The sequence below is a fragment of the Polaromonas aquatica genome (genome assembly GCF_042659145.1).
In the GTDB taxonomy this organism is placed as follows: domain Bacteria; phylum Pseudomonadota; class Gammaproteobacteria; order Burkholderiales; family Burkholderiaceae_C; genus Polaromonas; species Polaromonas aquatica.
In genome coordinates this window covers 78,462-103,085 of record NZ_JBHSRS010000013.1, presented here as the reverse complement: position 1 = coordinate 103,085, position 24,624 = coordinate 78,462, and the positions used below count along the sequence as shown (strand labels likewise).

The following is a 24,624-nucleotide window of genomic DNA, read 5'->3' as shown; positions in this document are numbered from 1 at the left end:
CGATAAGGTCATATTTTTGGCAGCGCGACCCATTGACCGGCGAGGTCGTGCACGCCGATACGGTGGTCAAACACCTGTTCCAGCGCGCGATGTGTGGCGGCATCACGGCAAGCGCCCTGGTGCGTCACGCGGCCGCCGGCCATCACGACCAGTTCGTCGGCCTGCAGCGCGAAGGAAATTTCATGCAGCACGCTGACGACGGTCTTGCCCGCAGCCACCAGCTCGCGCACCATCAGCAGCCAGTCAGTCTGGTGCGGCGGGTCGAGGTTAGCCAGCGGTTCATCCATCAACAGCACCTCGGCTTCAACCGCCAGCGCACGCGCCAGCAAAACCCGCTGGCGCTCGCCGCCCGAAAGCTGGCCCAGCGCGCGGGCGCGCCAGTCCCACGCCTGCGTGGCACGGAGAGCCCGCTCAACGGCTGCATGGTCGTGGCTGGACGGCGGTGCCAGCCAGGCCTGGTGCGGCAAACGCCCCAGCATGGCCACGTCATAGGCCGTGAGGTCATCCGCCGAAGCCTCGTTCTGGCCCAGCCAGGACAGTTGCCGTGCGCGTTGTTTGGCGGGCAGCCCGGCCATCGCCTGCCCGAGCAGCGCAACATGGCCGTCATGCGGCAACAGGCCGGCGAGCACCTTGAGCAAGGTGGACTTGCCTGCACCGTTGGGCCCCACGATGCTGGTCCAACGCGCAAGCGGCAGTTGCAGTGAAATGCCGTGCAGAACTTCAACATTTCCCAGGCTGGCGCTTATGGACTGCGCGCCGATTGCTACAGAATTAATAGCACGAGATTTGACCGCCGCAGTCATAATCCAGCCCCCCGCCCTGTGTGCCTGTGCATCAGCCACAGCAGGTAACCACCGCCCAGCACGGCTGTGAGCACACCAACAGGCAGCTCTTGCGGCGCAATCAGCCAGCGCGCCAGGATGTCAGCGGCCATGAGCAGCACCGCGCCCATCAGGCTGGCCAGCAGGATGAGCCGGCCGTGTGTGGTCTTGACGACGGAGCGCACCAGGTGCGGTGCGGCCAGGCCAACAAAGGCAATCAGGCCGGTTTGTGCAACCGCCGTTCCCGTGGCCAGCGCCAATACGGCCACCAGCGCAGCGCGCATTTGCGGCAGGCGCAGGCCCAGGCTTTGCGCTGTGGCTTCGCCCAGCGCCAGGCCATCGAGCACATGGCTCATCATCCAGGCGGCCAGCAGGCAGGCCACAAATGTAGAGGCCATCACGACACAGGCCGTCCAGCCGACAAACGCCGTGCTGCCGAGCATGAAGGACTGCATGGCCTGCATGATGTCGGGCGTGAGCAGCAGGATCAGCGAGGTAAGCGCACCCAGCACCACACCGACAACCACACCGGCCAGCAGCAGGCGCAAGGTGTGTTGCACGCCCTTGGCCAGCAGCAAGGTCAGCAGTACTGCACCCACCGCGCCCAGGAACGCAGCCCCGGTCAGGCCTATGCGTGCCACCCAGTGTGTGGCCAGCGGCGACACGCCAAACAGCACCATCGCACACGCCACACCCAGCGACGCGCCCGAGGCACTGCCCAGCAAATAGGGGTCGGCCAGCGGGTTGCGAAACAGGCCTTGCGCCACCGCGCCCGCCAGCCCCAGCAAGGCGCCGGCCAGCCAGGCGCCGGCCGTGCGCGGCAAACGGATCTCCCACACGATCTGCATGGCCTGCGGGTCGCGCTGCATGTTCAGCACGCTTTCAAAACCGGTGCTGCCTACCGTCATGCCCAGCAACAACAATACGGCGGAGGCCAGCAACAGGCCGCCGGCGAGCAACAGGGCCTTGCGATTCTGATGACCGTGCAACAAGCTCATCGCGGCCCGTCTCCGGCATATTTTTCCAGGCATTGGGCCATGAGGCGTGCAGCTTCAGCCATGCGCGGCCCGGGGCGTACCACCACGTCGGAATCCACCACGCCAAAGACGCAGATGCGCTGCTCCCTGACGGCCTTGATGCTGTTCCAGCCGGGGTAAGGCACCATGGCCTGCATGCTGCGGTTGCCTATCATGATCACGTCCGGATTGGCACGCACCACAAACTCAGGATTGAGTTTGGGAAAAGGACCCAGCGATGCCGGCACCACATTCTTCACACCCAAGCGTTTGAGTGTTTCACCGATAAAGGACGATTCACCCGCCGCATAAGGCCCACGGCTGACTTCAAAGTAAACCCTGGCGTTTTTGGCCCTGGGCGAAAGCGACTGGGCCGCGGCCGAAACGCTGCTGTCAATGATGCGCCACAGGCGATCTGCACCGACTTCATCGGGTATGTCCAGCAGCACACCCAGCTTGTGCAGCACGCGCTTCACATCGGTGTGGTTTTTGGGTTCGAGCGCCACGACCTTGATGCCCAGTGACTCCAGCCGGTTGCTGGCGCGCGACGAGATGGCCACCAGCACCACATCGGGCTTGAGCGCCACGATGCCCTCAATGTTCGGGTCCATGCCGCCACCCATCATCGGCAGGCGTTTGACGCTGTCGGGGTAATTGGAATAGCGGTCCACGCCAACAAGGCGCTGGCACTGCTCCAGCGCACAGACACTTTCGGTCAGCGAAGGCAACATGCTGACGATGCGCTGCGGCGTCTGTGCAAACGTGATGGTGACACCGCGGTCATCGGTCAGCTGCAAGGCGTGGACAGTGCCCATCGCTGCAAAACAGAGCAGCATGCCCAGGGCAATACGTTTCATGGCTGGCCTTTCAAAAAAAGCGGCAAGCCGGCCGCCATCAGCGTTACACGCTCGCAAACAGCGGCGACATCCTGGTTCAGGCGGCCAAGCGCATCGACAAAGGCCCGTGTCTCGCGGCCCAGCGGGATCACACCCAGCCCGATCTCGTTACCCACCAGCACCACGGGACCGGCAGCATTTTTAATTGCTCCTAAAACCATAGCTTGCTGCGCTTGTACAACGCCGGCCACAGCCTCTTTTGATTCATTTTTCAGGTGGTTTCCGTTTTTTTCAGCCGTTTCGAGGGCTTCGGCGGGCATCAGCAGGTTGGTCAGCCACAAGGTCAGGCAATCCACCACGATCAAGGTGTCCGCAGTGCTGTTGCGCGCGATGGCATCTGCCAGCGCCAAAGGCTCTTCAACCGTGGACATGCCCGGCACACGCGCAGCGCGGTCTAGCTGGTGGCGTGTGATGCGCTCGCGCATCTCGTCGTCCCAGGGCTGGGCAGTGGCGATCAGCACCGCCCGGTGTTCAGGCGACTGAGCCAGCCAGTCCCGTGCCAACAATTCAGCACGGCGCGACTTGCCGCTTTTCTGCCCGCCCAGGATGAATTCGCTGCGGGCGACGACCAAATGATCAGCCATGGTCCCGGCTCCAGTTCATAACAATGCGATGTATCTGTTCTATCCCGTCTGTCAGTGAAGCCGGGCCGGGTTGCAGAATCTCGGCCGACTTGATTTCAAACAGCTGGCCGTTTTTGACCGCGTTGACGTTTTCCCAGCCCGCCCTCGCCCGCACATGATCGGGTCGGAATTTGCGGCCGCACCAGGAGCCGAAGATGATGTCCGGGTTGCGCTTCACAATCTCGCTGCCATCGGCAATGATGCGGTCCTTGCCCATGGCTTGCGAGGCCAGTTCGGGAAAGCAGTCGTCGCCGCCGGCAATGCCCATCAGTTCGGAAACCCAGGCAATGGCGCTGATGTGCGGGTCATACCACTCCTCAAAAAAAACACGCGGCCGGCGTTTGAGTGCGGCGGCAGCCTTTTCAATCTCCAGCAGCCGGTGTTGCATGGTTTGTATCAGCGCCAGCCCTTTGGCCTCCTGCCCGACCATGGCTGCCAGCTGGTAAAGCATCGAAAAAATCTCGGCCACGCTGCGCTGGTTGAAGATGGTGACCTGTATGCCCTTTTTCACCAGTTGCGAGGCAATGTCGGCCTGCAGGTCTGAAAAACCAATCACACAGTCAGGTTGAAGCTCCACAATTTTGTCGATCCTGGCACTCAAAAAAGCGCTGACCTTCGGTTTTTCCTCTCGTGCACGCGGCGGGCGAACGGTGTAACCCGAGATGCCGACAATGCGGCGCTCTTCGCCCAGCATATAAAGCCATTCGGTGGGTTCTTCCGTCAGGCAGACAATGCGCTGCGGGCCATAGGCTGATCTGTCCACAGCCTTCGCCAGCGTGCGCCAGTCGATTGATTTTTCAGTCATGACGCATCTTTCAGGAACAGGGCTGCTGCGGCCAGCGGATTGGAGGCAAACCAGGCATGGAAATAACTCGCCTTGACCGCGCCGGAGGGACCGGACACATACAGCGCCTCACCCGCACCGCGCAACTTGCGGCCGGGCGCGGCGGTGGTGCGTGCCAGCGGCGCAAGGTCGGTGGCGACAGTCGAATAGTGAAAGGCATGACCGCGCAAAATGCCGCCTGCCACCTCAAGCTGCTGCGGCCCGAGTGCAGCCAGGCGTTTTTGCAAGGTCACACTGCCGGGCAACACCCCCCACATCGGGTAGCTGCTCCCGTCCACAGTCGTGATCTGGTCAAACAGTGCCATCATGCCGCCGCATTCAGCCCAGACCGGTTTGCCAGCCTGCACATGCTCTGCTATGCCGGCTTTCATGACCGCATTGGCAGCCAATGCTTCAGCATGCAGTTCCGGGTAACCGCCGGGAAGCCAGAGCGCATCACAAGCCGGCAGGGCTTGATCCTGAAGCGGCGAGAAATAAACCAGTTGCGCGCCCAGTGCCTGCAGGCAATCGATATTGGCCGCATACAAAAAGCAAAACGCCGCATCGCGCGCCACCGCAATCGTCCGGCCTTGCAGCCCACCAGAGGGGAAGGCTGCCTCAGGCGAGTCAGGTGCATCGAAGCTCACCGCCCACGCCTGCAGATCGGCCTCGCCCATCTGCCCCAGGGGCGTTGTGGCAAGCGCATCCGCAGCAGCATCGAGCCGCACCATGGCATCGTCCAGCTCGCTCGCCATGACCAGGCCCAGGTGCCGTTCCGGCAGGGTGAAAGCCTCGCTGCGCATCAGCGCGCCCTGCCACTGTTCCGGGTCGCGCAGGCCATCCCTGAGCATCCCGGCATGGCCTTCCGAGGCCACACGATTCGCCAGCACCCCTGCAAAACGCAGGCCTTCACGGTAATGCTGCAGACCCCAGGCCAGCGCACCAAAGGTGCCGGCCATGGCACTGGCGTCCAGCACCGCGAGCACCGGCAAACCAAAGCGCTGCGCCAGGTCGGCAGCACTGGGTTCGCCGTCAAAAAGTCCCATGACGCCTTCCACAATGATGAGGTCAGCGTCCAGCGCAGCATCATGCAGGCGCTGCGCACAGTCGGACTCGCCCGTCATCCACAGATCAAGCTGGTACACCGGCGAGCCGCTGGCCAGTGTGAGCCAGTGCGGGTCCAGGAAGTCGGGCCCGCACTTGAACACACGCACCCGCCGCCCCTGGCGCGCATGCAGGCGCGCCAATGCGCTGGCCACCGTCGTCTTGCCCTGGCCGGAAGCCGGGGCGGCGATGAGGATGGCGGGGCAGCTGGATGCAGACAAGGCGATCTCCCTTACTTCGGCTGGTAGCGCAGCGTCACATACAGCGTACGGCCAGGCTGGTTGTAGCCCAGTACGGTTTCGTATTGCTGGTTGGTCAGGTTGTTGACCTTGGCCTGCAACATCCAGTCCTTGTTCAGTTTGTAATCCGCATACAGGTCTGCCGTGGTGTACCCGGCAAGGGGCTGCAGGTTGTTGGTATCGTTAAAGCTTGCGCCAGCGCTCAATACCGAGCCGCCAAAAGTCCATGCCCCCACTCCATAGTCTGCGCCCACCCTGACCTGGCTGGCACTGCGGCGCGGCAGGCGTTTCCCGGTGAGGGCATCGCGGGGATTCATTGCGTCCGCCGATGCCCTGAGCGCCAGGGCGCCAAAGGAACCGTCATATGCCAGCGTGTACCCGTCAATCCGCGCCTGAGCCACATTGGTGGGCGCCAGCGGGTTGGCGATAAAACCACGGATCTTGTTGTCGAAATGGACCAGCTTCACGGTGTGGCCGCCCTCACTCCAGGTAACGCCGATATCCGTGTTCGCGCCACGTTCGGGTTGCAGCAAGGGGTTGCCCTTGAAGGTCAGACTCTGGAAATAAAGCTGGTTGAAGGTCGGCGCCACAAAGCTGGTACCGTACGACGCATTCACGCGCCAGGCAGGCGTCAGGCTGAAGCCATAACCGGCAAAGCCGGTGCTGTTGTCGCCGAACTGCGAATTGCTGTCATTGCGCAGGTTGGCCTGCCAGCTATGCCGCCCCTGGCTACCGTTGAGCCCGACAAAATACGACGACACCGTCCGCTGGGTGACGGAATACACGGTCGTGCTGTCAACCTTCTGGGTAAGTTGCTCCACACCCACCAGGGCAACGCCTATGGGCGTGTCGATATCGTTCTGCCAGGTCAGCTGGTTCTGGGTTGTTTTGAAGAGGCTCGGAAACACGGCTGGCGCCGCCACGATGGCCCGGTTGGAGTCCACGCTTTGGCTGTAACGCAGCTGTGTTCTCCAGCCCGGCAGCAGCCGGCCCTCAACCCCGGCCCTGGCCGTCGTTGTGAGTCCCGCATACCGGGTGTCGCGGCCTGGACCGTCATCCGAGTGGTTCACGCTGTCCGAATAAAGCAGGCCCGCATCCACCTTCCACGAATCATTGATCTGCAAGGCGACCGATGCGTTCAGCGCGTTCTGGTCGAAGCCATCCCGGTCAGGGTTGTAATTGGCGCCTACCCTGGGATTGGTTGCGGAGAAGCCGCCATCGTGCGTTTTCTGCACGCCAAGCGCGTAGCTGACGGCACCCGAGCCGCCGGTAAATCCTGCAGCAAGCTGCTGGTAGTTCGCGCTGCCCAGCGTTCCGGAGGCGTATGGCCGGAACCCCTGGGCGCCCTTGCGTAAAAATATCTGGACAACACCACCCACCGCCTCGCTGCCGTACAAGGCAGATGCGGGGCCCTTGAGGATTTCAATGCGTTCAATCATGTCCGCAGGAATGTTGTCCCAGTTCGGCGTGCCCGAGGTGGCCGAGCCGTACCGCACACCGTCAATCAGCAAAATAGTGTGACGCGCTTCGGTACCGCGAATATTGATGCTGCTGGTTTTGCCCAGGCCGCCGTTGGACGAAAACTGGACGCCGGGAACGCGCACCAGAATTTCAGGCAAGGTCCTGCCCTCCATTTTGTCAAGGTCCGCCCGGTTGACCACCACAACGTCGCTGACAAGCTCATCAGTGCGGGTGGGCGTGCGCGTCGCGGAAACCACCGTTTCGCTCAACTGGGGTGCAGGCCCCGTTTGCGCATAAGACTGTGAAGCAGGAAAGGCAGCGGCCAAAGCCAGGGGGAGTGCGGCAAAACGCGCACGGGAAATACAGGTTGTCATGAATCAAAACAATCAACAAAATGCCCTCACCGGCTTCCCCGCCAGTGCATGAGCGTTACAAACGCACAGCCTGGTAACGGGCGCGTGCATTCACCTTGTTGGCCGGTATCCGGGCTGACGGAACTGCTTTCATCGCCTTCCCAAGCCCTTGTTCAGGGGTACTCAGTGGCGAATGATGAAAGCTGAATGCCTGCAGGAAAAGTCCTGCTGGGCATTCGTCCGTTTTACCGTTGCGGGGGCAGCGCAGGTTAAAAGTCGCGGCGCCTGCGGACCGGGTTGACCCGTTCCGGATGGCTTTGACTCCCTCCTGCTTCCCGTTGAACTGCAGCGTGTGAACCACACTGCGAGCACCAACAACCGAGATTCTACGCCCCAACAGGCCGCAAACCCTACAATCGGTACAGCCATGTCGAACCAAACCCAAATCGACCAGATCACCGAACGGGTAGAGCGCCTTCTGCTCCGTTACGAGGAATTGCAACGCACCAATACCCTGCTGAACGAGCAGCTTGGTGTACTGACGCATGAACGGGACTCGCTCAGATCCCGGCTCAGCGCAGCACGTGCGCGGGTGGATGCGCTGCTGGAGCGCCTGCCCGAAAACGCAAATAACGGCCATGGCCTGCATGCGCCGGCAGGAACGGACTGATGAAACAGCTCGAAGTACAAATCATGGGCCAGAGCTACCTGCTCGGCTGCCCCGAAAACGGTGACGCCCGCATGCTTGACGCCGTCAACCGTGTTGACCTCGCCATGTGCAAGATCCGCGATGCCGGAAAAATCAAGGCGCGGGACCGCATTGCCGTTCTTGCCGCACTCAATCTGGCTTTCGAATTGCCGGATCGTTCCGCCCTCGATCCGGCAGCCCCGGCATCTGCATCTGCATCTGCCAGTGCGCCCATGCCCCTGCAGGCCGCAGCAGCAGGCACAGACGACACGCAGGCAAACCCACAGCTTGCCGCACTGTTGCAGCGCCTGGATGCGGCCCTGGGCCTGGACGGACAACTGCTGTAATCCCCCGGGCGTGCGATCCGGCCACCAGGATTCGTCAAGCAACGCCCCTATTCCGTTGAAGCCGCCGCATCGGCCAACGCAGGCAATCGCAAACGCCTACAATCGAGCAGTCTGCGATGCGCATTGGGCTTTATATTTCCTTGAACCAATGCTCTTAGAGCACGGGCTTGGTAAATTGTCTGGCAGGTGTGATCGTCTCGCGTTAGACGAACCCGAAACCTGACTGCCCTCGCCCACCTGAACCCCGGTTCAGGATGACGGTCCAGTGGTATTCGCAGACACCTTATTCGCGCCGCTCCCGAACTTCATTCCCCTCCCCGCATGCCCCTTGAACCCCTGCTAATTCTTGAACTCGCCCTGCTGGGCGTCGGCACCGGATTTCTCGCAGGGCTGCTGGGCATTGGAGGCGGCATGCTGATGGTGCCCTTCATCACCATCATCATGTCCAACCGCGGCGTCGCGCCCGACCTGGCCGTCAAGATGGCGATTGCAACGTCCATGGCCACCATCATCTTCACGTCGATTTCAAGCGTCCGGGCGCACCACAAACGCGGCGCAGTGCGCTGGGACATTGTCAAGCGGCTGGCGCCCGGCATTGTGGTCGGCAGCATCATCGGCAGCCTGGGCGTTTTTGCATTGCTCAAGGGCTCCTACCTGGCCATCTTCTTCGGCTTGTTCGTGAGTTTTTCCGCGACCCAGATGTTCCTCGACAAAAAGCCCAAGCCCACGCGCCAGATGCCTGGCACCGCAGGCCAGTTTGCGGCAGGCGGCTTCATCGGCTTCCTGTCCGGCCTGGTCGGCGCCGGCGGCGGCTTCATCAGCGTGCCCTTCATGGCCTGGTGCAATGTGGCCATACACAGCGCGGTGGCCACATCAGCGGCCCTGGGCTTTCCGATTGCACTGGCCAATGTCATCGGCTACATCATCAGCGGCCAGCACGTCCAGAACCTGCCAGCGGGGGCCTTTGGCTACATCTGGCTGCCGGCACTGGTGGTGATCGCCGTGTGCAGCTTCCTGATGGCTCCAGTGGGCGCCAAAGCGGCGCACAGCCTGCCGGTAGGAAAACTCAAGCGTGTCTTTGCCAGCATCCTCTATGTCCTGGCCGCCTACATGCTCTACAAGGGACTCAGCACCTGAGTCGCGGCCCACGCCCGCAGGGTGACAGCGTCCGGGCAATCGCTCAGGCAGCGAGCGGCACCGGCATCACCACGATGCCATCTTCATCGGCATAGAGCCAGTCACCGGGACGCACCCACACACCCTGGAGCTGGACACCCACATCGCGCTGCCCCTCATCACGTTTTATGCACGGCAAAGGCACGGCAGCCAATGCCCGGATACCGACCTTGCATGTCGCGATCTCGGCCGTATCGCGTACACAACCGTCGATCACCACACCGGCCCAGCCGTTTTTTTCGGCCGCGATCCCGAGGTTTCCACCCAGCAATGCACGGCGCAATGACCCACCGCCATCAACCACCAGCACCCGGCCCTCGCCCGGCGAATCGACAGCCGCTTTCACAAGCGAGTTGTCTTCGAAACACTTGATGGTGGTAACCGGTCCGCTGAATTTCCGGACAACGCCGAAATCCCTGAAGACGGGTGGCAATACACGAAACGCGCCCGAACTGTCGTTTTTATGGGTATCGCACAAATCGCAGGTGGCAAATTTCAGGCTGCTTGCAGTGGTCATGTCTCGGTGCCCTTTTCTGAATGAAAGATTGATAGCGGTCCGCCGCGCTCGCCACGCAGGATACATGGCCCGGGGCGGTGCCGCATGCACGACTGTATCCGCACCATCCATCCAACCCGACTCACCACAGGCTTGCTGCGGGCAAAAAAAAACAGACCCCTGGCCAACAAAATGCTGTGTGGTGGCGCGACGTTAATGCTCTTATCTCCCGTGCTGCGTGAGCATCAGGCGGCCTGCATGCTCAGGCAAATTGCGGCGCCGGCACTACAAAAATCGGAGGGCATGCATTGCCCGTGATTGCCCAAAACTGATCACGCTGCAATGCAGTTTCTCCTCTGAAAAACACACATCATCGAGCGGCAAGGCGGCTGTCGAATGCGCCGCCAGAGGCAAGTTTTGGACTTTCAGGGGTAAATCCGCAACACAAACCATCAAAAAAAGTGCCTTTCCCCTATGAAACCGGGTTTTTCTCCAGTAGCATCCGCAGTGCCACTCGTGAGTAGTTATCTCTAGTGGTGATTTATCAACTTCTAGAAGGAAAATCAATCATGGCAACTGCAAAAAAAGCACCGGCAAAAAAAGCGCCAGCAAAAAAGGCTGCACCGGCAAAAAAAGTAGCTGCGAAAAAAGCAGCTCCTGCGAAGAAGGTAGCCGCTAAAAAAGCAGCTCCCGCAAAAAAGGTAGCCGCTAAAAAAGCAGCCCCCGCCAAGAAAGTTGCGGCCAAAAAGCCAGCAGCCAAAAAGGCGCCTGCTAAAAAGCGCACTCCCAACGCAGCGTTCATGAAGGCACTGACCTTGAGCCCGGCACTGGCAGCAGTGGTTGGCGACAAGCCCCTGCCACGCACCGAGATCGTCAGCAAGCTGTGGACGTACATCAAGTCCAAGGGCCTGCAGGACAAGGTCAACAAGCGCATGATCAACGCCGACGAAAAACTGCGCGCCGTTTTCGGCAAGGCGCAAGTGTCGATGTTCGAGATGGCTGGCCTGATCGGCAAGCACGTCAAGTAATCAGCGTTTGCTGAAACTAAAAGGCCGGTGAAAACCGGCCTTTTTTATTTATCCAGGGAATTGAGTCCCTGGCGCCCAACGGACTGGCGCAACAAGCTACTTTTTTATAGCGCCCTGGCTGAAGCAGCCATGGCGTTCTGTGTGATGGCTGACAAGGTGCCGCGGGTTGTGATCACCTCCGGATCCAGCATCACTTCAATCAGCGTGCCCTCCTTGCGTGCCAGCGCGGCGAGCAGCTCAGCTTCAAATTCAGCCGTGCGCGTGATGCGCACTCCCGCATAGCCGTAAGCGCGTGCCAGCGCCGCAAAATCCGGATTGTTCAGGGACGAACCGCTTTCATGCTGCGGGTACTCCCTTTCCTGATGCATGCGGATGGTGCCGTACATGCCGTTGTTGAGCAGCACGACGATGCTTTTGGCGCCGTGCTGGACCGCAGTGGCCAGTTCCTGGCCATTCATCAGGAAATCGCCGTCACCTGCAATGGTGAAGGCCGTGCGTCCGGTCGTGATGGCCGCCGCAATACCCGCGGGCACACCATAGCCCATGGCGCCCACCGTAGGCGCCAGCTGTGTCTTGTATCCCTTGGCGAGCCCGTGGTGCCTGAAGAAGCGGTGTACCCAGCTGGCGAAGTTACCCGCGCCGTTGGTCAGCACGGCATCCTGCGGCAGGTGCTTTTGCAGCAGGCCCACGATGGCCGGCATGTCGACATCGCCCGGCAGTTTTTGCGGTTCAAGGTTGGCCAGGTAGTCTTGATTGGCCGAAGCCGTCCAGGCATCCCACGGCACAGACACAGGCGCGGTCAGCACCTCCAGCGAACGCGCCGCCGCATTCATGGTGGCGTTGATGGCCAGGTCGGCCTGGAACACGCGGTTAAGCTCTTCGGCGCTGGCATGTATATGCACCAGCTTCTGTTTGGGCCTGGGGGCTTCCAGCAGCGTGTAGTTGCCTGTCGTCATCTCGCCCAGCCGGGGGCCAATGGCGATGATCAGGTCACTGGCCTTGACGCGCGCGGCCAGTTTGGGGTTCAGGCCTATGCCCACGTCGCCCGCATACAGCGGATGGTGGTTGTCAAACGTATCCTGGAAACGAAAGGCATTGCCGACGGGCAGCTTCCAGTTTTCTGCAAAACGCTGCAAGGCCTGTGCAGATTGCGGCGTCCAGCCGCCTCCACCTGCGATGATCAAAGGGCGCTCCGATTTCAACAGCATCTCGCGCAAGGTACGCAAGGACCCCGGATCGCTCCAGGCCTGAACAGCCTCCACGCGCGGCAACGGCTGGGCATCCGTCATGCGGGTCAGCATGTCTTCGGGCAACACCAGCACTACGGGGCCTGGCCTGCCATTGATGGCCGTGGCAAAGGCCCGCGCAACATACTCGGGGATACGATCTGCATCGTCAATACGCTCGACACGTTTGGCAAAGCCTTTGGTGCTGGGGCCGAAAAAGCTCAGGTAGTCCACCTCCTGGAAGGCCTCACGGTCGCGGCAGTCGCTGGCCACATCGCCCACCAGCAAGACCATGGGCGTAGAGTCCTGGAAAGCCGTGTGCACGCCTATGGAGGCATTCGTGGCACCCGGCCCGCGTGTGACCATGCAGACGCCAGGCCTGCCCGTGAGTTTGCCGTATGCCTCGGCCATAAAAGCTGCGCCGCCCTCCTGGCGGCAAGTGATGAATTGAATCTGCTCCCGGCGCGCATGCAGGCCGTCCAGCACAGCCAGATAACTTTCACCGGGAACACCAAACGCATGGGTGGTGCCTTGGGCCAGAAGGCAATCGACAAGAAGGTGGCCGGCAAGTTGTTTAGTCATGCGCGTTATTGTGCCGCGCTGAAGGGATATGGCCCCCACGTTCGCTCACCGCTTTTCCGTTCCTCCTGAGCTTGTCGAAGGATGCCCTCCCCGAGGAGGCTGAACTTGCTTGGGGCGGTCCTGCGCGGCGTTCGCTGGCCCCCACGCACCGCTGCGCGTAGCGCGCTGCTCTCCGGGGCGCAGTGTCAACTACTCCGGCGTACTGCTGTCGCCGTCGCCACCACCATCGGCCAGCGCCTGGCGGGCCAGTTCTTCCTCGCTTAGCGGAGGCGCCTTTTCAAGCGCGGCAAGCTCTTCAAGAAACGCCTCGGTGGGCGCCTCATGTTCCAGAAGAACTTCTTCCAGCTTCTGGTTGCCGGTCTCTACAGCATGCACAGAGGGTGACTGCAGCACTGTCGGCGGCACGGGAAATTTCTCGCCCAGCTCAAATTTCAGTGCTTCTGACTTTTCGTCAACCCAGTGTGCAAAATCACCTTCTTTGGGTATGTTCGAATCACTCATGGCCGTCTCCTGACTTGTGTTGCGACTTCGGCGCGAATGACCGAAACCTGCTTCACCGCCTCATTATGGAGCCAGCGCCTGCACAAAGTTCTCAAGCGAAATATCCTCCAGGCCAAGCAGTCCGCGATAATTCACCAAACAGTTAATAAAATATGCAATCAATCGTTACCCCACCCCAGGAACCACGCTCACGCGATGCGGACCGCACCCAGCAAACAATCCTGGCGGCAGCTCGCGACGAGTTCGCCCTCTTCGGACTGGCTGGCGCGCGCGTGGACCGCATTGCCGAACGCGCAGACATCAACAAGCGCCTGATCTATTACTACTTCAAAAGCAAGGATGACTTGTTTCTTGCGGTACTTGAAAATGCCTATGCACACATCCGCGAGGCAGAAGCACAGCTGCATTTGCGCGACATGGCGCCGGCACAGGCAATTCGCCGGTTGACCGAATTCACCTGGGAATACTACATCGCCCACCCCGAGTTTTTGACGCTTCTTAACAGTGAAAACCTGCATCAGGGGCGACATGTGGCAATGTCCAGCCGGGTGCAAAAAACCAACTCACCGCTGATCCAGACACTGGCGGAGATTCTCGAACGCGGGCGCAGCGAAGGCATTTTTCGTGGTGGCATCGACCCACTGCAGCTCTATGTCTCGATTGCCGGCATGGCCTATTTTTACCTGTCGAACAACCACACACTTTCCGCCATTTTCGGACGCGACCTGATGACACCCAAAGCGCACCAGGAACGACTGTCGCACATGTGCGACGTCATCCTAGGGTATGTCCTTAGAAACTGAATCGGGCTGACGATTGACGCGCTCCGGTCAATCTTTTTACAATTTTCAATTCACTATATGGTGAATTAAGCGTAAACTAAAGTCACCGCGCCGGCATGTCATGCGGCGCTGACCGAGCAGCGCAGCCCGTCCTACCGTCCAAAACAAGGAGACAACATGACATTCACACGCCGTGCCGCACTGGCCTGCATTACCAGCCTTGCGGCCCTTACCCCCTTAATGGCCAGCGCCCAAAGCGCCTACCCGAGCAAACCGATCCGCGTGATCGTGCCATTTGCCGCCGGCAGCACCACCGACATCATTGCCCGCGCCATTGCCGACAAGATGGGGGCCAGCATGGGCCAGACGCTGGTGATCGACAACCGCGGCGGTGCCAGCGGCACCATAGGCCAGCAGGCCGTGGCTACGGCCGCACCGGACGGCTACACCATCATGATTCATTCTTCGTCGCACACCGTCAGCCCCTCGACCTTTGCCAAATTGCCTTTCGACACCGTGGGCGACTTTGCCGGCGTGACGCCGATCTCCTCCACACCCAATGTGCTGGTGATCTCGCCCAGCACAAACATCAAGACGCTGAAAGACCTGCTGGCCACAGCCAAAGCCAAACCCGGCACGCTGAATTACGCATCGGCCGGCCAGGGCAGCGCCACCCACCTGAACGCCGAAAAATTCAAGCTGGCGGCCAACATCCAGGCGACAAACATTCCGTTCAAGGGGTCAGCCGAAGCCGTGACCGAAGTGCTGTCGGGCCGTGTCGACTATTACTTCTCGCCCATCGCCCCGGTGATCGGCCAGATCAAGGAAGGCCAGTTGCTGGCACTGGCCGTGGGTTCGCCCAAACGCGCCAGCGCCCTGCCCGATGTACCCACCACGGCCGAGTCAGGCGTGCCCGGCTCCGAGTTCAATTTCTGGATAGGCATGATGGCACCCGCCAAAACGCCGCGCGACATCGTCAACCGCCTGCACGACGAAGTGCTCAAGGCGCTGGCCTCGCCCGAAGTCAAGGAACGTTTTGCCAAGCTGGGCGCCGACGCCTGGACCATGAAGCCCGAGCAGTTTGACGCCTACATCAAGGACGAAATCACCAGCAACGCCAGGCTGGTCAAAGTCGCCGGCCTCGCCCCGGCACCCCAGTAATTTTCCCCCGCCCGGCTCACGTCCGGGCCGGGTGATCCAGGCCCCGTGCCTGGTCCCACCCGGCACCGGCGCGGCCGCCGCATTCTCCAGCCATTTACAAGGACCCCTCTCATGGCCACCCAAAGACTAGGACTCATCATGCACGGCGTCACCGGACGCATGGGCATGAACCAGCACCTGATCCGCTCCATCGTCGCGATCCGCAAACAGGGCGGCGTCACGCTATCCAACGGCGACAAGGTCATGCCCGACCCCATCCTGATCGGCCGCAACGCCGAAAAAATAGAAGCCCTGGCCAAGGCCCACGGCATCACCCGTTGGGGCACCGACCTCAACGAAGCGCTGAAGAACAAGGATGACACCATCTTCTTCGACGCCGGTACCACACAGATGCGCCCCACCCTGCTGGCCAAAGCCATACGCGCCGGCAAACACGTGTACTGCGAAAAACCGATTGCAACCAACCTCAACGAAGCTGTCGAGATTGCGCGCCTGGCCGAAAGCTCGGGTCTGAAACACGGCGCGGTGCAGGACAAACTCTTTTTGCCCGGCCTGCGCAAGCTCGACATGCTGCGCCGCGCCGGCTTCTTCGGCAAGATGCTCTCGGTGCGCCTGGAGTTCGGCTACTGGGTGTTTGAAGGCGACCTGCAGCCGATCCAGCGCCCGAGCTGGAACTATCGCACCGAAGACGGCGGCGGCATGATCCTGGACATGATGTGCCACTGGCGTTATGTGCTGGACAATCTGTTCGGCGAGGTCAAGTCCATCTCCTGCATAGGTGCGACCCACATTCCCGAGCGTTGGGATGAAGCCGGCAAGCCCTACAAGGCTACGGCCGACGACGCAGCCTATGCCACAGCCGAACTGAAAGGCCACAACGGCGAGAACGTGATCGCGCAGATGAACATGTCCTGGGCCACACGCGTGCGCCGCGACGACCTGGTCACCTTCCACGTGGACGGCACCCACGGCTCGGCCGTCGCCGGCTTGTCCTCCTGCCGGGCCCAGAGCCGCGTCACCACACCGCGCCCGGTCTGGAACCCGGACGAGAAGCAGATGATGAATTTCTTCGACCAGTGGCAGGAAGTGCCGGACTCGCAAACCTACGACAACGGCTTCAAGATCCAGTGGGAACACTTCATCCGCCACGTCGTCGAAAACGAACCCTACAAGTGGACCCTGCCCGAAGGCGCCAAAGGTGTGCAACTGGTCGAGGCCGCACTCGAAAGCTGGAAAGAACGGCGCTGGATCGACGTACCTGCGCTGAGTATCTGAGCACCCCAAGCCATTCACGCACAACATCACAGCCCATGAATACGGCAGACACCACCATAGGCATCCTCGGTTTGGGACTTGTTGGCCAGGCACTGGCAACACGGCTGAAGGCTTGCGGCTACCCGGTTGCAGGCTGTGATCCTTCGCCAGCGGCCCAGACAGCAGCCCAGGCTGCGGGCGTGCAGGTGACGGCAAGCGCGACAGCGCTGGCCAGGCAATGCGAAGCCGTCATCATCTGCGTGCTCGACGACGCAGCGCTGCTTGCCTGCGCAAACGCTGTGGCGGATGCTCCCGGGAAAACCGTTCTTGTGCTCAGTTGCGTGACGGCCAGCGTACAGGCCACCCAGGATGCAGCGAGCCTGCTGGAACGCCACCACATTGCTTTTGCCGATATGCCCCTCCTGGGTTCCAGCCGGCAAATAGCGCAAGGCGAAGCGCTGGGTTTGCTGGGCGCAGATGAGGCAGTGCCGGGAGGCTGGAGCAAGCTGCTTTCTGATCTCTGTCCGCGCTACCGCCACGTCGGCCCCCGGGCTTACGGGGTTCGCGCCAAGCTGGCCTGCAACCTGGTGCTCGGCCTTAACCGCGCCGCACTGGCCGAAGGCCTGGCCCTCGCAACCACGCTCGGTCTCGATGGCACACGTTTTCTCGAACTGTTGCGCGAGTCGCCGGCCTATTCACGGGCGGTTGATGTGGCGGGTCCGCGTATGGTGGCGCGGGACTTCTCACCGGCTTCACGCATACGCCAGCACCGCAAGGACCTCGCACTGATTCTTGAACAGGGCGATCAGGCGGGCCTGGACCTCACGCTCACCGCAGCCCATGCAGCTTTGCTGGACCGCGCTATCGAAGATGGCCTGGGGGACCTCGACAACGCGGCGGTCATCGCCGCCATCCTGCCTCACCACCCCAAGCCCAACCCAGACGGAAAACCCTTATGACTTTGACACTCCAGTTGCCCCTCGCCTCCGGCGAGCTTGGGGACTACACCCTGCGCGGAACGACTCCGGTCAAACCTGCCGCAGGCATCCAGTTCAACCGCATCGCCTACTCCGCAGCGCATGTCGTGGCCAACCCGCTCGCCGCTGCCGACCCCTGGCTGGATTGCGCCGTGGACTGGGATGCCACCATTGCCTACAGGCGACACCTCTGGTCACTGGGCCTTGGTGTGGCCGAGGCAATGGACACTGCCCAGCGCGGCATGGGCCTGGACTGGCCGACCTCGCTGGAGTTGATCCGCCGCTCACTGGACGCCGCCAGGGACTTCTCATCCAAAGGAGGCAGCGCGCTTGTCGCCTCTGGCTGCGGCACGGACCACCTGACACTTGATCAGGTCAGATCAGTTGACGAAGTCATCAAGGGCTACGAAGAGCAGATGGCCGCCATTGAAAAGCTGGGCGGCAAGCTGATCGTGATGGCCAGCCGCGCACTGGCCCGCGTGGCAAGGAGCCCGGCCGACTACGAACGTGTCTATGACCGCATCCTGAGCCAGGCCAGGCAACCCGTGGTGCTGCACTGGCTGGGCGACATGTTTGACCCGGCACTCAAGGGCTACTGGGGCAGCAATGATGTTGAAGCCGCCATGGACACGGCGCTCGGCATCATCAATGCGCACCCCGACAAGGTCGACGGCATCAAGATCTCACTGCTCGACAAGGACAAGGAAATTGCCATGCGCAGACGCCTGCCGGACGGCGTGCGCATGTACACGGGTGACGACTTCAATTACGCCGAGCTGATTGCCGGCGACGGTTTCGGAAGCAACCCACTGCATGGCAAAAGCGATGCGTTGCTGGGAATTTTTGACGCCATCGCGCCCGCGGCCAGTGCAGCACTGGGTGAACTCGCACAAGGCAATGTCGACAGCTTCCACGCCATCCTGGGCCCCACCGTGCCGCTGTCGCGCCATATCTTTGCAGCGCCCACGCGCTTTTACAAGACCGGTGTGGTCTTCATGGCCTGGCTCAACGGCCACCAGAGCCACTTCACCATGGTGGGCGGCCAGCAAAGCACACGTTCGCTGCAGCATTTTGCGGAACTGTTCCGGCTGGCCGATGCAGCCAACCTGCTGGAGCAGCCTGAACTCGCCACGCGGCGCATGAAAACGCTGCTGGCGCTGCACGGCGTCGAGTGATGGCGCCCCTGCTTGCCCGCTCACTTCGTGTAGTGACCTCCTTCACAAGGGGCGACGCTGGCGGCCTGGCAAAGCCAGTTCCGCGGCGCCTGCCGGAAGAGACTGCTTCGCTTTGCCCTTCAATCCAGACGCCAGTCAAATAAAACCACCGGAGACAAACCATGAAGACACGCATTTTCCTCAAGGCCTGCCTGGCCGCAAGCCTTGCAGCAGCAACATTTGGTGCGATGGCACAGGCCTACCCCAGCCGCCCGGTCAAGGTCATCATCCCCTTTCCGCCCGGCGGCACGCTGGACGCCGTGGGACGCCAGCTGGCGCAAAAGCTCGGCGAGCAGATGGGCCAGCCTTTTGTGGTCGAGAACCGGGCGGGTGGCAACGGCACCATAGGCGCGGCCGCAGTCGCCAGCGCACCTGCCGACGGCTACACCCTGCTCTTCAATGCATCCACATTCACGTCTGCCCCCATGACCATGAAGTCCGTGCCTTATGGCGTGGTCAAGGATTTCACGCCGATAGCACTCGTGGCCAAGGCGCCGCTGTCGGTCGCCATCAACAAGAACCTGCCCATCACCGATATCAAGTCGCTCATCACCTACGCAAAGGCCCACCCCGGCAGGATGACCTTTGCGGTCGGCTCCATCGGCTCGGCCGGCCACCTCTCCACCGAACTGCTCAAACGCGTTGGTGGCATGGACTACACCGTGGTTCCCTACAAAGGCACAGCTCCCGCCTTCCAGGATCTCATTGGCGGGCAGATTGACGGCTTCATTGATCCCATCCTTGGCTCGCTGCAGTACCACAAAAGCGGCATGCTTCGCGTCGTCGCCGTCACGGGCGACAAGCGCGCACCCAACCTTCCCGATGTGCCGACGGTGGCCGAAACCCTTCCAGGCTATGAGTTTTACAGCTGGTATGGACTGTGGGCGCCTGCAAAACTGCCCGCGGAGATCACGCAGCGCCTGAATGCCGAGACCAACAAGGCGCTGGGCACCGACATGCGCGAAAAACTTATCCAGCAAGGTCTGGTATTGACGCCAGGCTCGCCGGAGGACTTTGCCAAATTCCAGAACGCGGACATGGCCCGCTCGCAAAAGGTCATCACGGACGGCCACATCCGTGTCGAATGAGATGCAACGGGCCATCGTCACCGGCAGCAGTTCCGGCATAGGCCTGGCCATAGCAGAAAACCTGCTGGCCCAGGGCTGGACTGTCAGCGGATTTGACATCGCGCCAGCGCATATAAACCACCCGTCTTATTCTCACGTGCAGCTGGACCTGTGTGACACGGCGGCCCTTGATGCCGCCGCGCGGGCCGAACCCACGGCCCAGGCGCTGGTTCATGCGGCCGGGGTGCTCAGGGTCGCCCCCTTGGGGCAGTTGCAGGCAGCCGATGCGGCCTTCATGTGGCAAATCCATGTAAACGCCTTGAGCAACATCGCCAACATCGTCGTACCCAGGATGGCCTCGGCCGGGATGGGCCGGGTCGTGATTGTCGGCAGCCGCGTGGCGCGCGGCTTTGCCGGGCGCAGCCAGTACGCAGCCACCAAGGCCGCCCTGATCTCGCTCGCACGCAGTTGGGCCGCCGAAGTCGTGGCCAAAGGTGTCACCGTCAATGTGGTGTCACCAGCGGCCACCCAGACTGCCATGCTCGACGACCCGGCTAGAAAGACCGCAGCCCCCCGATTGCCGCCCATGGGCCGGCTGGTCCAGCCCGCTGAAATCGCCTCACTCGTGAGCTACCTGCTCTCCCCTGCCGCCGCAGCCATCACAGGCCAGGACATCCAGATCTGCGGCGGTTCCTCATTGCTGACCTGAATTTTTTCAACCAGTTTAAAAACCATGCGACAAATTGACAGTTACTCCCACATCCTGCCGCGCGCCTATTTCGACCGCATGGCCGAACTGGCGAAAGACAAAGGCGCCATCAAACGCTGGCTCACGATTCCGGTGCTTTATGACCTGGATGCCCGCCTGAAAATGATGGAAGACTTCCCCGACTACCAGCAGATCCTGACCCTGTCGAGCCCGCCAATTGAAATGATTGCCGGGCCAGAGCAGTCACCTGAAATGGCTCGCCTGGCCAACGACAGCATGGCGGAGATTCGCGACCAGCATCCGGACAAATTCCCTGCGTTTGTCGCTTCGCTGCCCATGAACAACGTACCGGCCGCGCTGGAGGAAATGGAGCGCGCCATTACAAAGCTCGGCGCCAAAGGCATACAGGTTTTCACCAACGTCAACGGCCGACCGCTTGATGATGAAGAGTTCTGGCCCATCTTTGATGCCGCCGTCAACAAATACGACGTGCCCATCTGGATGCACCCGGCGCGCGGTGCCAACATGCCCGATTACGCCAGCGAGAAAAAATCGAAGTTCGAGATTTGGTGGACCTTCGGCTGGCCCTACGAGACCAGTGCAGCCATGACGCGCATGGTGTTCTCCGGCTTCTTCGACAAGCTGCCCAACATGAAGCTCATCACCCACCACATGGGCGCGATGATTCCCTTCTTTGATGGCCGCGTCGGCCCCGGCCTGGACCAGTTCGGCAGCCGCACCTCGGATGAGGACTACGAAGGCCTGCTCAAACGCATGGCCAAACGGCCCATCGACTACTTCAAGATGTTCTACGCGGACACCGCACTCGCAGGCGGCCAGGCCGGACTGCGCTGCGGGCTTGAGTTTTTCAGCCCCAAGCAGGTGGTGTTTGCCACCGATTGCCCGTTCGACCCGGAGGGCGGGCCCATGTTCATACGCACCATTCCAGAAGCCATAGACGGCCTCGGCCTGTCAAAGGAAGACAGCGAAGGCATTTACTTTCGCAACGCCTTGCGGTTGCTGAAAATGCCCTGCGACTGCTGACCACCCTGACATCCGTCCAGACCCCGACAAGGAGACACCATGAGAAAAACATTAAAAGCACTGCTCGGCCTGATGGTCGCAGCCACGGCCATCAGCGCGACCGCGCAGGGCTACCCCAGCAAGCCGGTTCGCATCATCGTGCCCTACGCGCCCGGCGGCACGGTTGACCTGGTGGCCCGTGTGCTGGCGCAAAGCCTCAGCGAGCAGATGGGCCAGCCATTCATTGTTGAAAACCGAGCAGGTGCGAGCGGCGTGATCGGCAGCGATGCCGTGGCCAAGGCTCCAGCGGACGGCTACACCCTGCTGGTGCAGTCGCCCACGCTGGTTGCCAATCCGCTGATGCTGAAAAACGTTCCCTACGACGTGGTCAGGGATTTCACACCTGTCTCCATGCTGGGCTCGGTACCCATGGTGCTGGCGGCCAATCCGGCCGTGCCTGCGCACAACCTCAAGGAGTTTGTGGCGCTGGCCCAGGCCGACCCCAAACAATACGCCTTTGGCACATCCGCGCTGGGCTCGCCCATGCATGTCGCGCAGGCCGCCATCAAGCGCAGCGCCAAGCTCGATATCCCCATCATCGTCTACAAGGGTACGGCCGGGGCCATCAACGATGTGCTGGGCGGGCAGATCAGCGCCATCATCGATGCCATCCCGTCGACCTATCCACACATTGCGAGCGGCAAGCTCAAGGCCCTGGCCGTGACGACAAAAAACCGGTTGCCGCTGCTGCCCAATGTACCGACCGTGGCCGAGTCCGGTTTTCCCGACTTTGAAATGGTGTCCTGGTACGGCCTGTGGGGTCCGGCAAAACTGCCTGACGATGTCACCAGGCGGCTGAGTGCGGAAACGGCGAAAGCCATGCATTCACCCAAGGTGATAGCGCGCCTTGCGCCCCAGAGTTTTGTGGCGGCAGGCACCAGCCCGGCAGATTTTTCGCGCCACATCACCAAGGAAATCGCCTTGTATTCCCGCGTCGTGCGCGACGCCAACATCCAGATTGAGTAAACCAGACCATGCGCGATTTTTCCCGGGACCACAACTGGCTGTCCATCAACACCGCAACGGTGCGCAAACAGGAGGGTGCCGAGGTGCCCCTGGACCGCATCATCGACCAGTGCGCCGAGCGCGGCATACGTGCCGTCAGTCCCTGGCGTGACCAGGTGGCGGCCGTAGGGCTCGACAAGGTCGCAAAACAATTGAAGGCGCACGGCATGAGCCTCTCGGGCTACTGCCGTGGCGGCTTCTTTCCGGCAGCCGATGCGGCCGGCCTGAAAGCCGCGCTGGACGACAACCGCCGCGCCATTGACGAGGCAAAAACACTGAATGCACCTTGCGTGGTGCTGGTTGTCGGCGCCCTGCCCGGCGCGCTCGATGGCCACGCGGCCTACAAGGACATGGGCCGTGCCCGCAACGAGGTGCGCGACGGCATCGCTGCCTCGCTGGAATACGCACGCGAAGTCGGCATGCCGTTGGCCATAGAGCCTCTGCACCCCATGCAGGCCGCCGACCGTGCCTGCGTCAACACACTGGAACACGCACTCGACATCTGCGACGAACTTGACGCCGGCAAGACCGGTGCACTCGGCGTGGCGCTCGACATTTACCATGTGTGGTGGGACCCCAAGCTCGAGCAGCAGATCGCCCGCGCAGGCAAGGAGCGCTTGCTGGCCTACCATGTTTGCGACTGGCGTACACCGACCCGCGACCTGCTCTCCGACCGCGGCATGATGGGTGATGGCGTGGTGGAGCTAAAGAAGATTCGCGGCTGGGTTGAAGATGCGGGGTTTACAGGTTTCAGCGAAGTTGAGATTTTCTCGACACTCGACTGGTGGCAACGTCCCGGTGCCCAAACCCTGGACACCTGCATAGAGCGGCACCGCAGCGCTGTCTGATCGGGCAAGGCCAGGCGAAAAGCAGCCCGCCATGCTGTAATCCGCCCCATGCCTGAAATTACCCTGGACCACTTGCGCCGCTATGCCGTGGCGCGCACGCTTTTCCCGCCTACGACACTGCTGCGCGCAATCCGGCGGCTGGGCTTCGTACAGGCCGACCCGATACGCGCGCCGGCGCGTGCACAAGACCTCACGCTGCGCCACCGCGTCAAGGACTACCGTGCGGGTGACCTGGAAAGCCGGTATACCAGGCTGGCGATCGAGGAAGACTGCCTTGTCAACTACGGCTTTCTGCCGCGCGAGCATCTGGCGCTGATGCATCCGCGGCAAGCCAGGCGTGCCTGGGATGCCGACACGCAGCGCAAGGCGGCCGACGTGCTGGCTTATGTGCGCGAACACGGTCCGGTGCATCCTCGCCAGGTCGACCTGCATCTGGCGCACGGCCGGGTGAAGAACAATTGGGGCGGTTCGGGCAATGCGAGCACCCGTCTGCTGGATGGCCTGCACTACCGTGGCCAGCTGCGCGTGGCGCAGCGCGACAACGGCACACGCGTCTACGAAGCGGTAGCGCATGCGCCTGCTGACGACAGCGCCGCCGCTCGCGCGCAACGCGCCGCAGCGCTGATCGAACTGGTGGTGCGCAAGTACGCGCCGCTGCCGGCAGCGAGCCTGACTTACCTCGTCCGCCTGCTGGGTTACGGCGCCCCGCATCTGTCGGCGCAAACGCAGGCGGCCCTCAAACTGGCGCGCGAAGAACTGGCGAGCTGTCGCATCGATGGCAGCACCTGGTACTGGCCTGCCGATGAGAACCCGGCCTCCCGAAAACACGCACCCGATACCGAAGTACGTCTGCTCGCGCCCTTCGACCCGCTGGTGTGGGACCGGCGCCGCTTTGAGCTGCTATGGGACTGGACGTACAAGTTCGAAGCCTATACGCCAGCGCCCAGGCGGCAGTTCGGCTACTACGCCTTGCCCCTGCTGTGGCATGACCGCGTGATTGGCTGGGCCAATGTGGTGAACGCTGCGGGCGGGCTGCAAGCGAGCTTCGGTTATGCCGGTGCCAAGCCGCGCGATGCGGCATTTCGCGCGGCTCTTGATGACGAATTGCAGCGCATGACGCAATTCCTGGCCGGGCGCTGATGCG

The 24,624-nt window shown here is 61.7% G+C and carries 25 protein-coding genes, 1 other RNA gene and 1 riboswitch; of the genes, 16 read left to right on the top strand and 10 right to left on the bottom strand.

From position 1 onward, the window contains the following. Positions 1-8: 8 nt before the first annotated feature. The 7 genes from ACFQND_RS04655 to ACFQND_RS04625 are packed head-to-tail and all read right to left on the bottom strand — an operon-like array spanning position 9 to position 7,357. Entirely contained in the window at positions 9-803 is a 795-nt protein-coding gene (locus tag ACFQND_RS04655) for an ABC transporter ATP-binding protein (protein ID WP_371437836.1), read from the bottom strand. Next, positions 800-1,819: a FecCD family ABC transporter permease gene (locus ACFQND_RS04650; RefSeq protein WP_371437837.1), complete on the bottom strand. Its 1,020-nt coding sequence runs from the start codon at positions 1,817-1,819 to the stop codon at positions 800-802. Before ACFQND_RS04650 ends, ACFQND_RS04655 begins: the two co-directional genes overlap by 4 nt. After that, complete coding sequence (locus ACFQND_RS04645) at positions 1,816-2,694, bottom strand: ABC transporter substrate-binding protein (RefSeq protein WP_371437838.1); 879 nt, start codon at positions 2,692-2,694, stop codon at positions 1,816-1,818. The genes ACFQND_RS04650 and ACFQND_RS04645 overlap by 4 nt, the downstream gene beginning before the upstream one ends. Then, on the bottom strand, positions 2,691-3,317 hold the full coding sequence (locus tag ACFQND_RS04640; RefSeq protein ID WP_371437839.1) for a bifunctional adenosylcobinamide kinase/adenosylcobinamide-phosphate guanylyltransferase: 627 nt from the start codon (positions 3,315-3,317) through the stop codon (positions 2,691-2,693). Before ACFQND_RS04640 ends, ACFQND_RS04645 begins: the two co-directional genes overlap by 4 nt. Continuing rightward, positions 3,310-4,161, bottom strand: a complete 852-nt coding sequence (locus ACFQND_RS04635) for a cobalamin-binding protein (protein ID WP_371437840.1) — start codon at positions 4,159-4,161, stop codon at positions 3,310-3,312. Before ACFQND_RS04635 ends, ACFQND_RS04640 begins: the two co-directional genes overlap by 8 nt. Continuing rightward, complete coding sequence (locus ACFQND_RS04630) at positions 4,158-5,504, bottom strand: cobyrinate a,c-diamide synthase (RefSeq protein ID WP_371437841.1); 1,347 nt, start codon at positions 5,502-5,504, stop codon at positions 4,158-4,160. Before ACFQND_RS04630 ends, ACFQND_RS04635 begins: the two co-directional genes overlap by 4 nt. A gap of 11 nt (positions 5,505-5,515) precedes the next feature. Then, positions 5,516-7,357: a TonB-dependent receptor domain-containing protein gene (locus ACFQND_RS04625; RefSeq protein WP_371437842.1), complete on the bottom strand. Its 1,842-nt coding sequence runs from the start codon at positions 7,355-7,357 to the stop codon at positions 5,516-5,518. A gap of 83 nt (positions 7,358-7,440) precedes the next feature. Further along, positions 7,441-7,727: riboswitch (cobalamin riboswitch) on the bottom strand. Between the two features lie 36 nt (positions 7,728-7,763). Here ACFQND_RS04625 and ACFQND_RS04620 point away from each other — a divergent pair. The 4 genes from ACFQND_RS04620 to ACFQND_RS04610 all read left to right on the top strand — a co-directional run bounded on the left by ACFQND_RS04620 (position 7,764) and on the right by ACFQND_RS04610 (position 9,508). Continuing rightward, a complete protein-coding gene (locus tag ACFQND_RS04620; RefSeq protein WP_371437843.1) occupies positions 7,764-8,006 on the top strand; it encodes a DUF904 domain-containing protein in 243 nt (80 codons plus the stop codon). Then, positions 8,006-8,371 (top strand): cell division protein ZapA, encoded by a 366-nt coding sequence (locus tag ACFQND_RS04615; RefSeq protein ID WP_371437844.1) that lies wholly within the window; start codon positions 8,006-8,008, stop codon positions 8,369-8,371. Before ACFQND_RS04620 ends, ACFQND_RS04615 begins: the two co-directional genes overlap by 1 nt. A gap of 105 nt (positions 8,372-8,476) precedes the next feature. Further along, positions 8,477-8,656, top strand: a non-coding RNA gene (ssrS, locus tag ACFQND_RS27290) — 6S RNA. Positions 8,657-8,692: 36 nt separating this feature from the next. Continuing rightward, positions 8,693-9,508: a sulfite exporter TauE/SafE family protein gene (locus ACFQND_RS04610; protein WP_371437845.1), complete on the top strand. Its 816-nt coding sequence runs from the start codon at positions 8,693-8,695 to the stop codon at positions 9,506-9,508. 43 nt (positions 9,509-9,551) lie between these two features. Here the strand turns inward: ACFQND_RS04610 and rraA are convergent, their stop codons facing one another. Continuing rightward, positions 9,552-10,064, bottom strand: a complete 513-nt coding sequence (gene rraA / locus ACFQND_RS04605) for a ribonuclease E activity regulator RraA (protein ID WP_371437846.1) — start codon at positions 10,062-10,064, stop codon at positions 9,552-9,554. 548 nt (positions 10,065-10,612) lie between these two features. On the opposite strand from rraA, the gene ACFQND_RS04600 reads away from it, so the two are divergent. Continuing rightward, complete coding sequence (locus ACFQND_RS04600; RefSeq protein ID WP_371437847.1) at positions 10,613-11,071, top strand: SWIB/MDM2 domain-containing protein; 459 nt, start codon at positions 10,613-10,615, stop codon at positions 11,069-11,071. 104 nt (positions 11,072-11,175) lie between these two features. On the opposite strand, the gene ACFQND_RS04595 is transcribed toward ACFQND_RS04600, so the two are convergent. Further along, positions 11,176-12,879 carry a thiamine pyrophosphate-binding protein gene (locus tag ACFQND_RS04595; RefSeq protein ID WP_371437848.1) on the bottom strand — a complete coding sequence of 568 codons (1,704 nt, stop codon included), beginning with the start codon at positions 12,877-12,879 and terminating at the stop codon, positions 11,176-11,178. A gap of 189 nt (positions 12,880-13,068) precedes the next feature. Next, positions 13,069-13,380 carry a hypothetical protein gene (locus ACFQND_RS04590; RefSeq protein WP_371437849.1) on the bottom strand — a complete coding sequence of 104 codons (312 nt, stop codon included), beginning with the start codon at positions 13,378-13,380 and terminating at the stop codon, positions 13,069-13,071. A 152-nt stretch (positions 13,381-13,532) separates the two neighbouring features. Between ACFQND_RS04590 and ACFQND_RS04585 the strand changes: the two genes are divergently transcribed. The 11 genes from ACFQND_RS04585 (at position 13,533) to ACFQND_RS04535 (ending at position 24,620) form a co-directional block, all read left to right on the top strand. Continuing rightward, on the top strand, positions 13,533-14,183 hold the full coding sequence (locus ACFQND_RS04585; protein ID WP_371437850.1) for a TetR/AcrR family transcriptional regulator: 651 nt from the start codon (positions 13,533-13,535) through the stop codon (positions 14,181-14,183). 156 nt (positions 14,184-14,339) lie between these two features. Continuing rightward, positions 14,340-15,323 carry a tripartite tricarboxylate transporter substrate binding protein gene (locus tag ACFQND_RS04580; RefSeq protein ID WP_371437851.1) on the top strand — a complete coding sequence of 328 codons (984 nt, stop codon included), beginning with the start codon at positions 14,340-14,342 and terminating at the stop codon, positions 15,321-15,323. A 111-nt stretch (positions 15,324-15,434) separates the two neighbouring features. After that, positions 15,435-16,598, top strand: coding sequence for a Gfo/Idh/MocA family protein (locus ACFQND_RS04575; RefSeq protein WP_371437852.1), 1,164 nt, complete (start codon positions 15,435-15,437; stop codon positions 16,596-16,598). Next, a complete protein-coding gene (locus tag ACFQND_RS04570; RefSeq protein ID WP_371437853.1) occupies positions 16,496-17,536 on the top strand; it encodes an NAD(P)-dependent oxidoreductase in 1,041 nt (346 codons plus the stop codon). Before ACFQND_RS04575 ends, ACFQND_RS04570 begins: the two co-directional genes overlap by 103 nt. After that, a complete protein-coding gene (locus ACFQND_RS04565; RefSeq protein WP_371437854.1) occupies positions 17,533-18,729 on the top strand; it encodes a dihydrodipicolinate synthase family protein in 1,197 nt (398 codons plus the stop codon). The genes ACFQND_RS04570 and ACFQND_RS04565 overlap by 4 nt, the downstream gene beginning before the upstream one ends. Before the next feature lie 161 nt (positions 18,730-18,890). Further along, complete coding sequence (locus ACFQND_RS04560; RefSeq protein ID WP_371437855.1) at positions 18,891-19,856, top strand: Bug family tripartite tricarboxylate transporter substrate binding protein; 966 nt, start codon at positions 18,891-18,893, stop codon at positions 19,854-19,856. Next, positions 19,846-20,544, top strand: a complete 699-nt coding sequence (locus ACFQND_RS04555) for an SDR family NAD(P)-dependent oxidoreductase (protein WP_371437856.1) — start codon at positions 19,846-19,848, stop codon at positions 20,542-20,544. Before ACFQND_RS04560 ends, ACFQND_RS04555 begins: the two co-directional genes overlap by 11 nt. 24 nt (positions 20,545-20,568) lie before the next feature. Further along, positions 20,569-21,588, top strand: coding sequence for an amidohydrolase family protein (locus ACFQND_RS04550; RefSeq protein ID WP_371437857.1), 1,020 nt, complete (start codon positions 20,569-20,571; stop codon positions 21,586-21,588). 39 nt (positions 21,589-21,627) lie between these two features. Beyond that, entirely contained in the window at positions 21,628-22,593 is a 966-nt protein-coding gene (locus tag ACFQND_RS04545) for a Bug family tripartite tricarboxylate transporter substrate binding protein (RefSeq protein ID WP_371437858.1), read from the top strand. Positions 22,594-22,601: 8 nt separating this feature from the next. Then, positions 22,602-23,480 carry a sugar phosphate isomerase/epimerase family protein gene (locus tag ACFQND_RS04540; protein ID WP_371437859.1) on the top strand — a complete coding sequence of 293 codons (879 nt, stop codon included), beginning with the start codon at positions 22,602-22,604 and terminating at the stop codon, positions 23,478-23,480. Positions 23,481-23,528: 48 nt separating this feature from the next. Continuing rightward, positions 23,529-24,620, top strand: coding sequence for a DNA glycosylase AlkZ-like family protein (locus ACFQND_RS04535; protein WP_371437860.1), 1,092 nt, complete (start codon positions 23,529-23,531; stop codon positions 24,618-24,620). The last annotated feature ends 4 nt before the right edge of the window (positions 24,621-24,624 follow it).

Coding starts and splice junctions, on each gene's coding strand:
- ACFQND_RS04650 (WP_371437837.1), bottom strand. CDS start 1,819: ATGAGCTTGTTGCACGGTCATCAGAATCGCAAGGCCCTGTTGCTCGCC.
- ACFQND_RS04590 (WP_371437849.1), bottom strand. CDS start 13,380: ATGAGTGATTCGAACATACCCAAAGAAGGTGATTTTGCACACTGGGTT.
- ACFQND_RS04585 (WP_371437850.1), top strand. CDS start 13,533: ATGCAATCAATCGTTACCCCACCCCAGGAACCACGCTCACGCGATGCG.
- ACFQND_RS04595 (WP_371437848.1), bottom strand. CDS start 12,879: ATGACTAAACAACTTGCCGGCCACCTTCTTGTCGATTGCCTTCTGGCC.
- ACFQND_RS04565 (WP_371437854.1), top strand. CDS start 17,533: ATGACTTTGACACTCCAGTTGCCCCTCGCCTCCGGCGAGCTTGGGGAC.
- ACFQND_RS04545 (WP_371437858.1), top strand. CDS start 21,628: ATGAGAAAAACATTAAAAGCACTGCTCGGCCTGATGGTCGCAGCCACG.
- ACFQND_RS04635 (WP_371437840.1), bottom strand. CDS start 4,161: ATGACTGAAAAATCAATCGACTGGCGCACGCTGGCGAAGGCTGTGGAC.
- ACFQND_RS04655 (WP_371437836.1), bottom strand. CDS start 803: ATGACTGCGGCGGTCAAATCTCGTGCTATTAATTCTGTAGCAATCGGC.
- rraA (WP_371437846.1), bottom strand. CDS start 10,064: ATGACCACTGCAAGCAGCCTGAAATTTGCCACCTGCGATTTGTGCGAT.
- ACFQND_RS04560 (WP_371437855.1), top strand. CDS start 18,891: ATGAAGACACGCATTTTCCTCAAGGCCTGCCTGGCCGCAAGCCTTGCA.
- ACFQND_RS04625 (WP_371437842.1), bottom strand. CDS start 7,357: ATGACAACCTGTATTTCCCGTGCGCGTTTTGCCGCACTCCCCCTGGCT.
- ACFQND_RS04535 (WP_371437860.1), top strand. CDS start 23,529: ATGCCTGAAATTACCCTGGACCACTTGCGCCGCTATGCCGTGGCGCGC.
- ACFQND_RS04540 (WP_371437859.1), top strand. CDS start 22,602: ATGCGCGATTTTTCCCGGGACCACAACTGGCTGTCCATCAACACCGCA.
- ACFQND_RS04610 (WP_371437845.1), top strand. CDS start 8,693: ATGCCCCTTGAACCCCTGCTAATTCTTGAACTCGCCCTGCTGGGCGTC.
- ACFQND_RS04645 (WP_371437838.1), bottom strand. CDS start 2,694: ATGAAACGTATTGCCCTGGGCATGCTGCTCTGTTTTGCAGCGATGGGC.
- ACFQND_RS04600 (WP_371437847.1), top strand. CDS start 10,613: ATGGCAACTGCAAAAAAAGCACCGGCAAAAAAAGCGCCAGCAAAAAAG.
- ACFQND_RS04580 (WP_371437851.1), top strand. CDS start 14,340: ATGACATTCACACGCCGTGCCGCACTGGCCTGCATTACCAGCCTTGCG.
- ACFQND_RS04575 (WP_371437852.1), top strand. CDS start 15,435: ATGGCCACCCAAAGACTAGGACTCATCATGCACGGCGTCACCGGACGC.
- ACFQND_RS04615 (WP_371437844.1), top strand. CDS start 8,006: ATGAAACAGCTCGAAGTACAAATCATGGGCCAGAGCTACCTGCTCGGC.
- ACFQND_RS04620 (WP_371437843.1), top strand. CDS start 7,764: ATGTCGAACCAAACCCAAATCGACCAGATCACCGAACGGGTAGAGCGC.
- ACFQND_RS04550 (WP_371437857.1), top strand. CDS start 20,569: ATGCGACAAATTGACAGTTACTCCCACATCCTGCCGCGCGCCTATTTC.
- ACFQND_RS04640 (WP_371437839.1), bottom strand. CDS start 3,317: ATGGCTGATCATTTGGTCGTCGCCCGCAGCGAATTCATCCTGGGCGGG.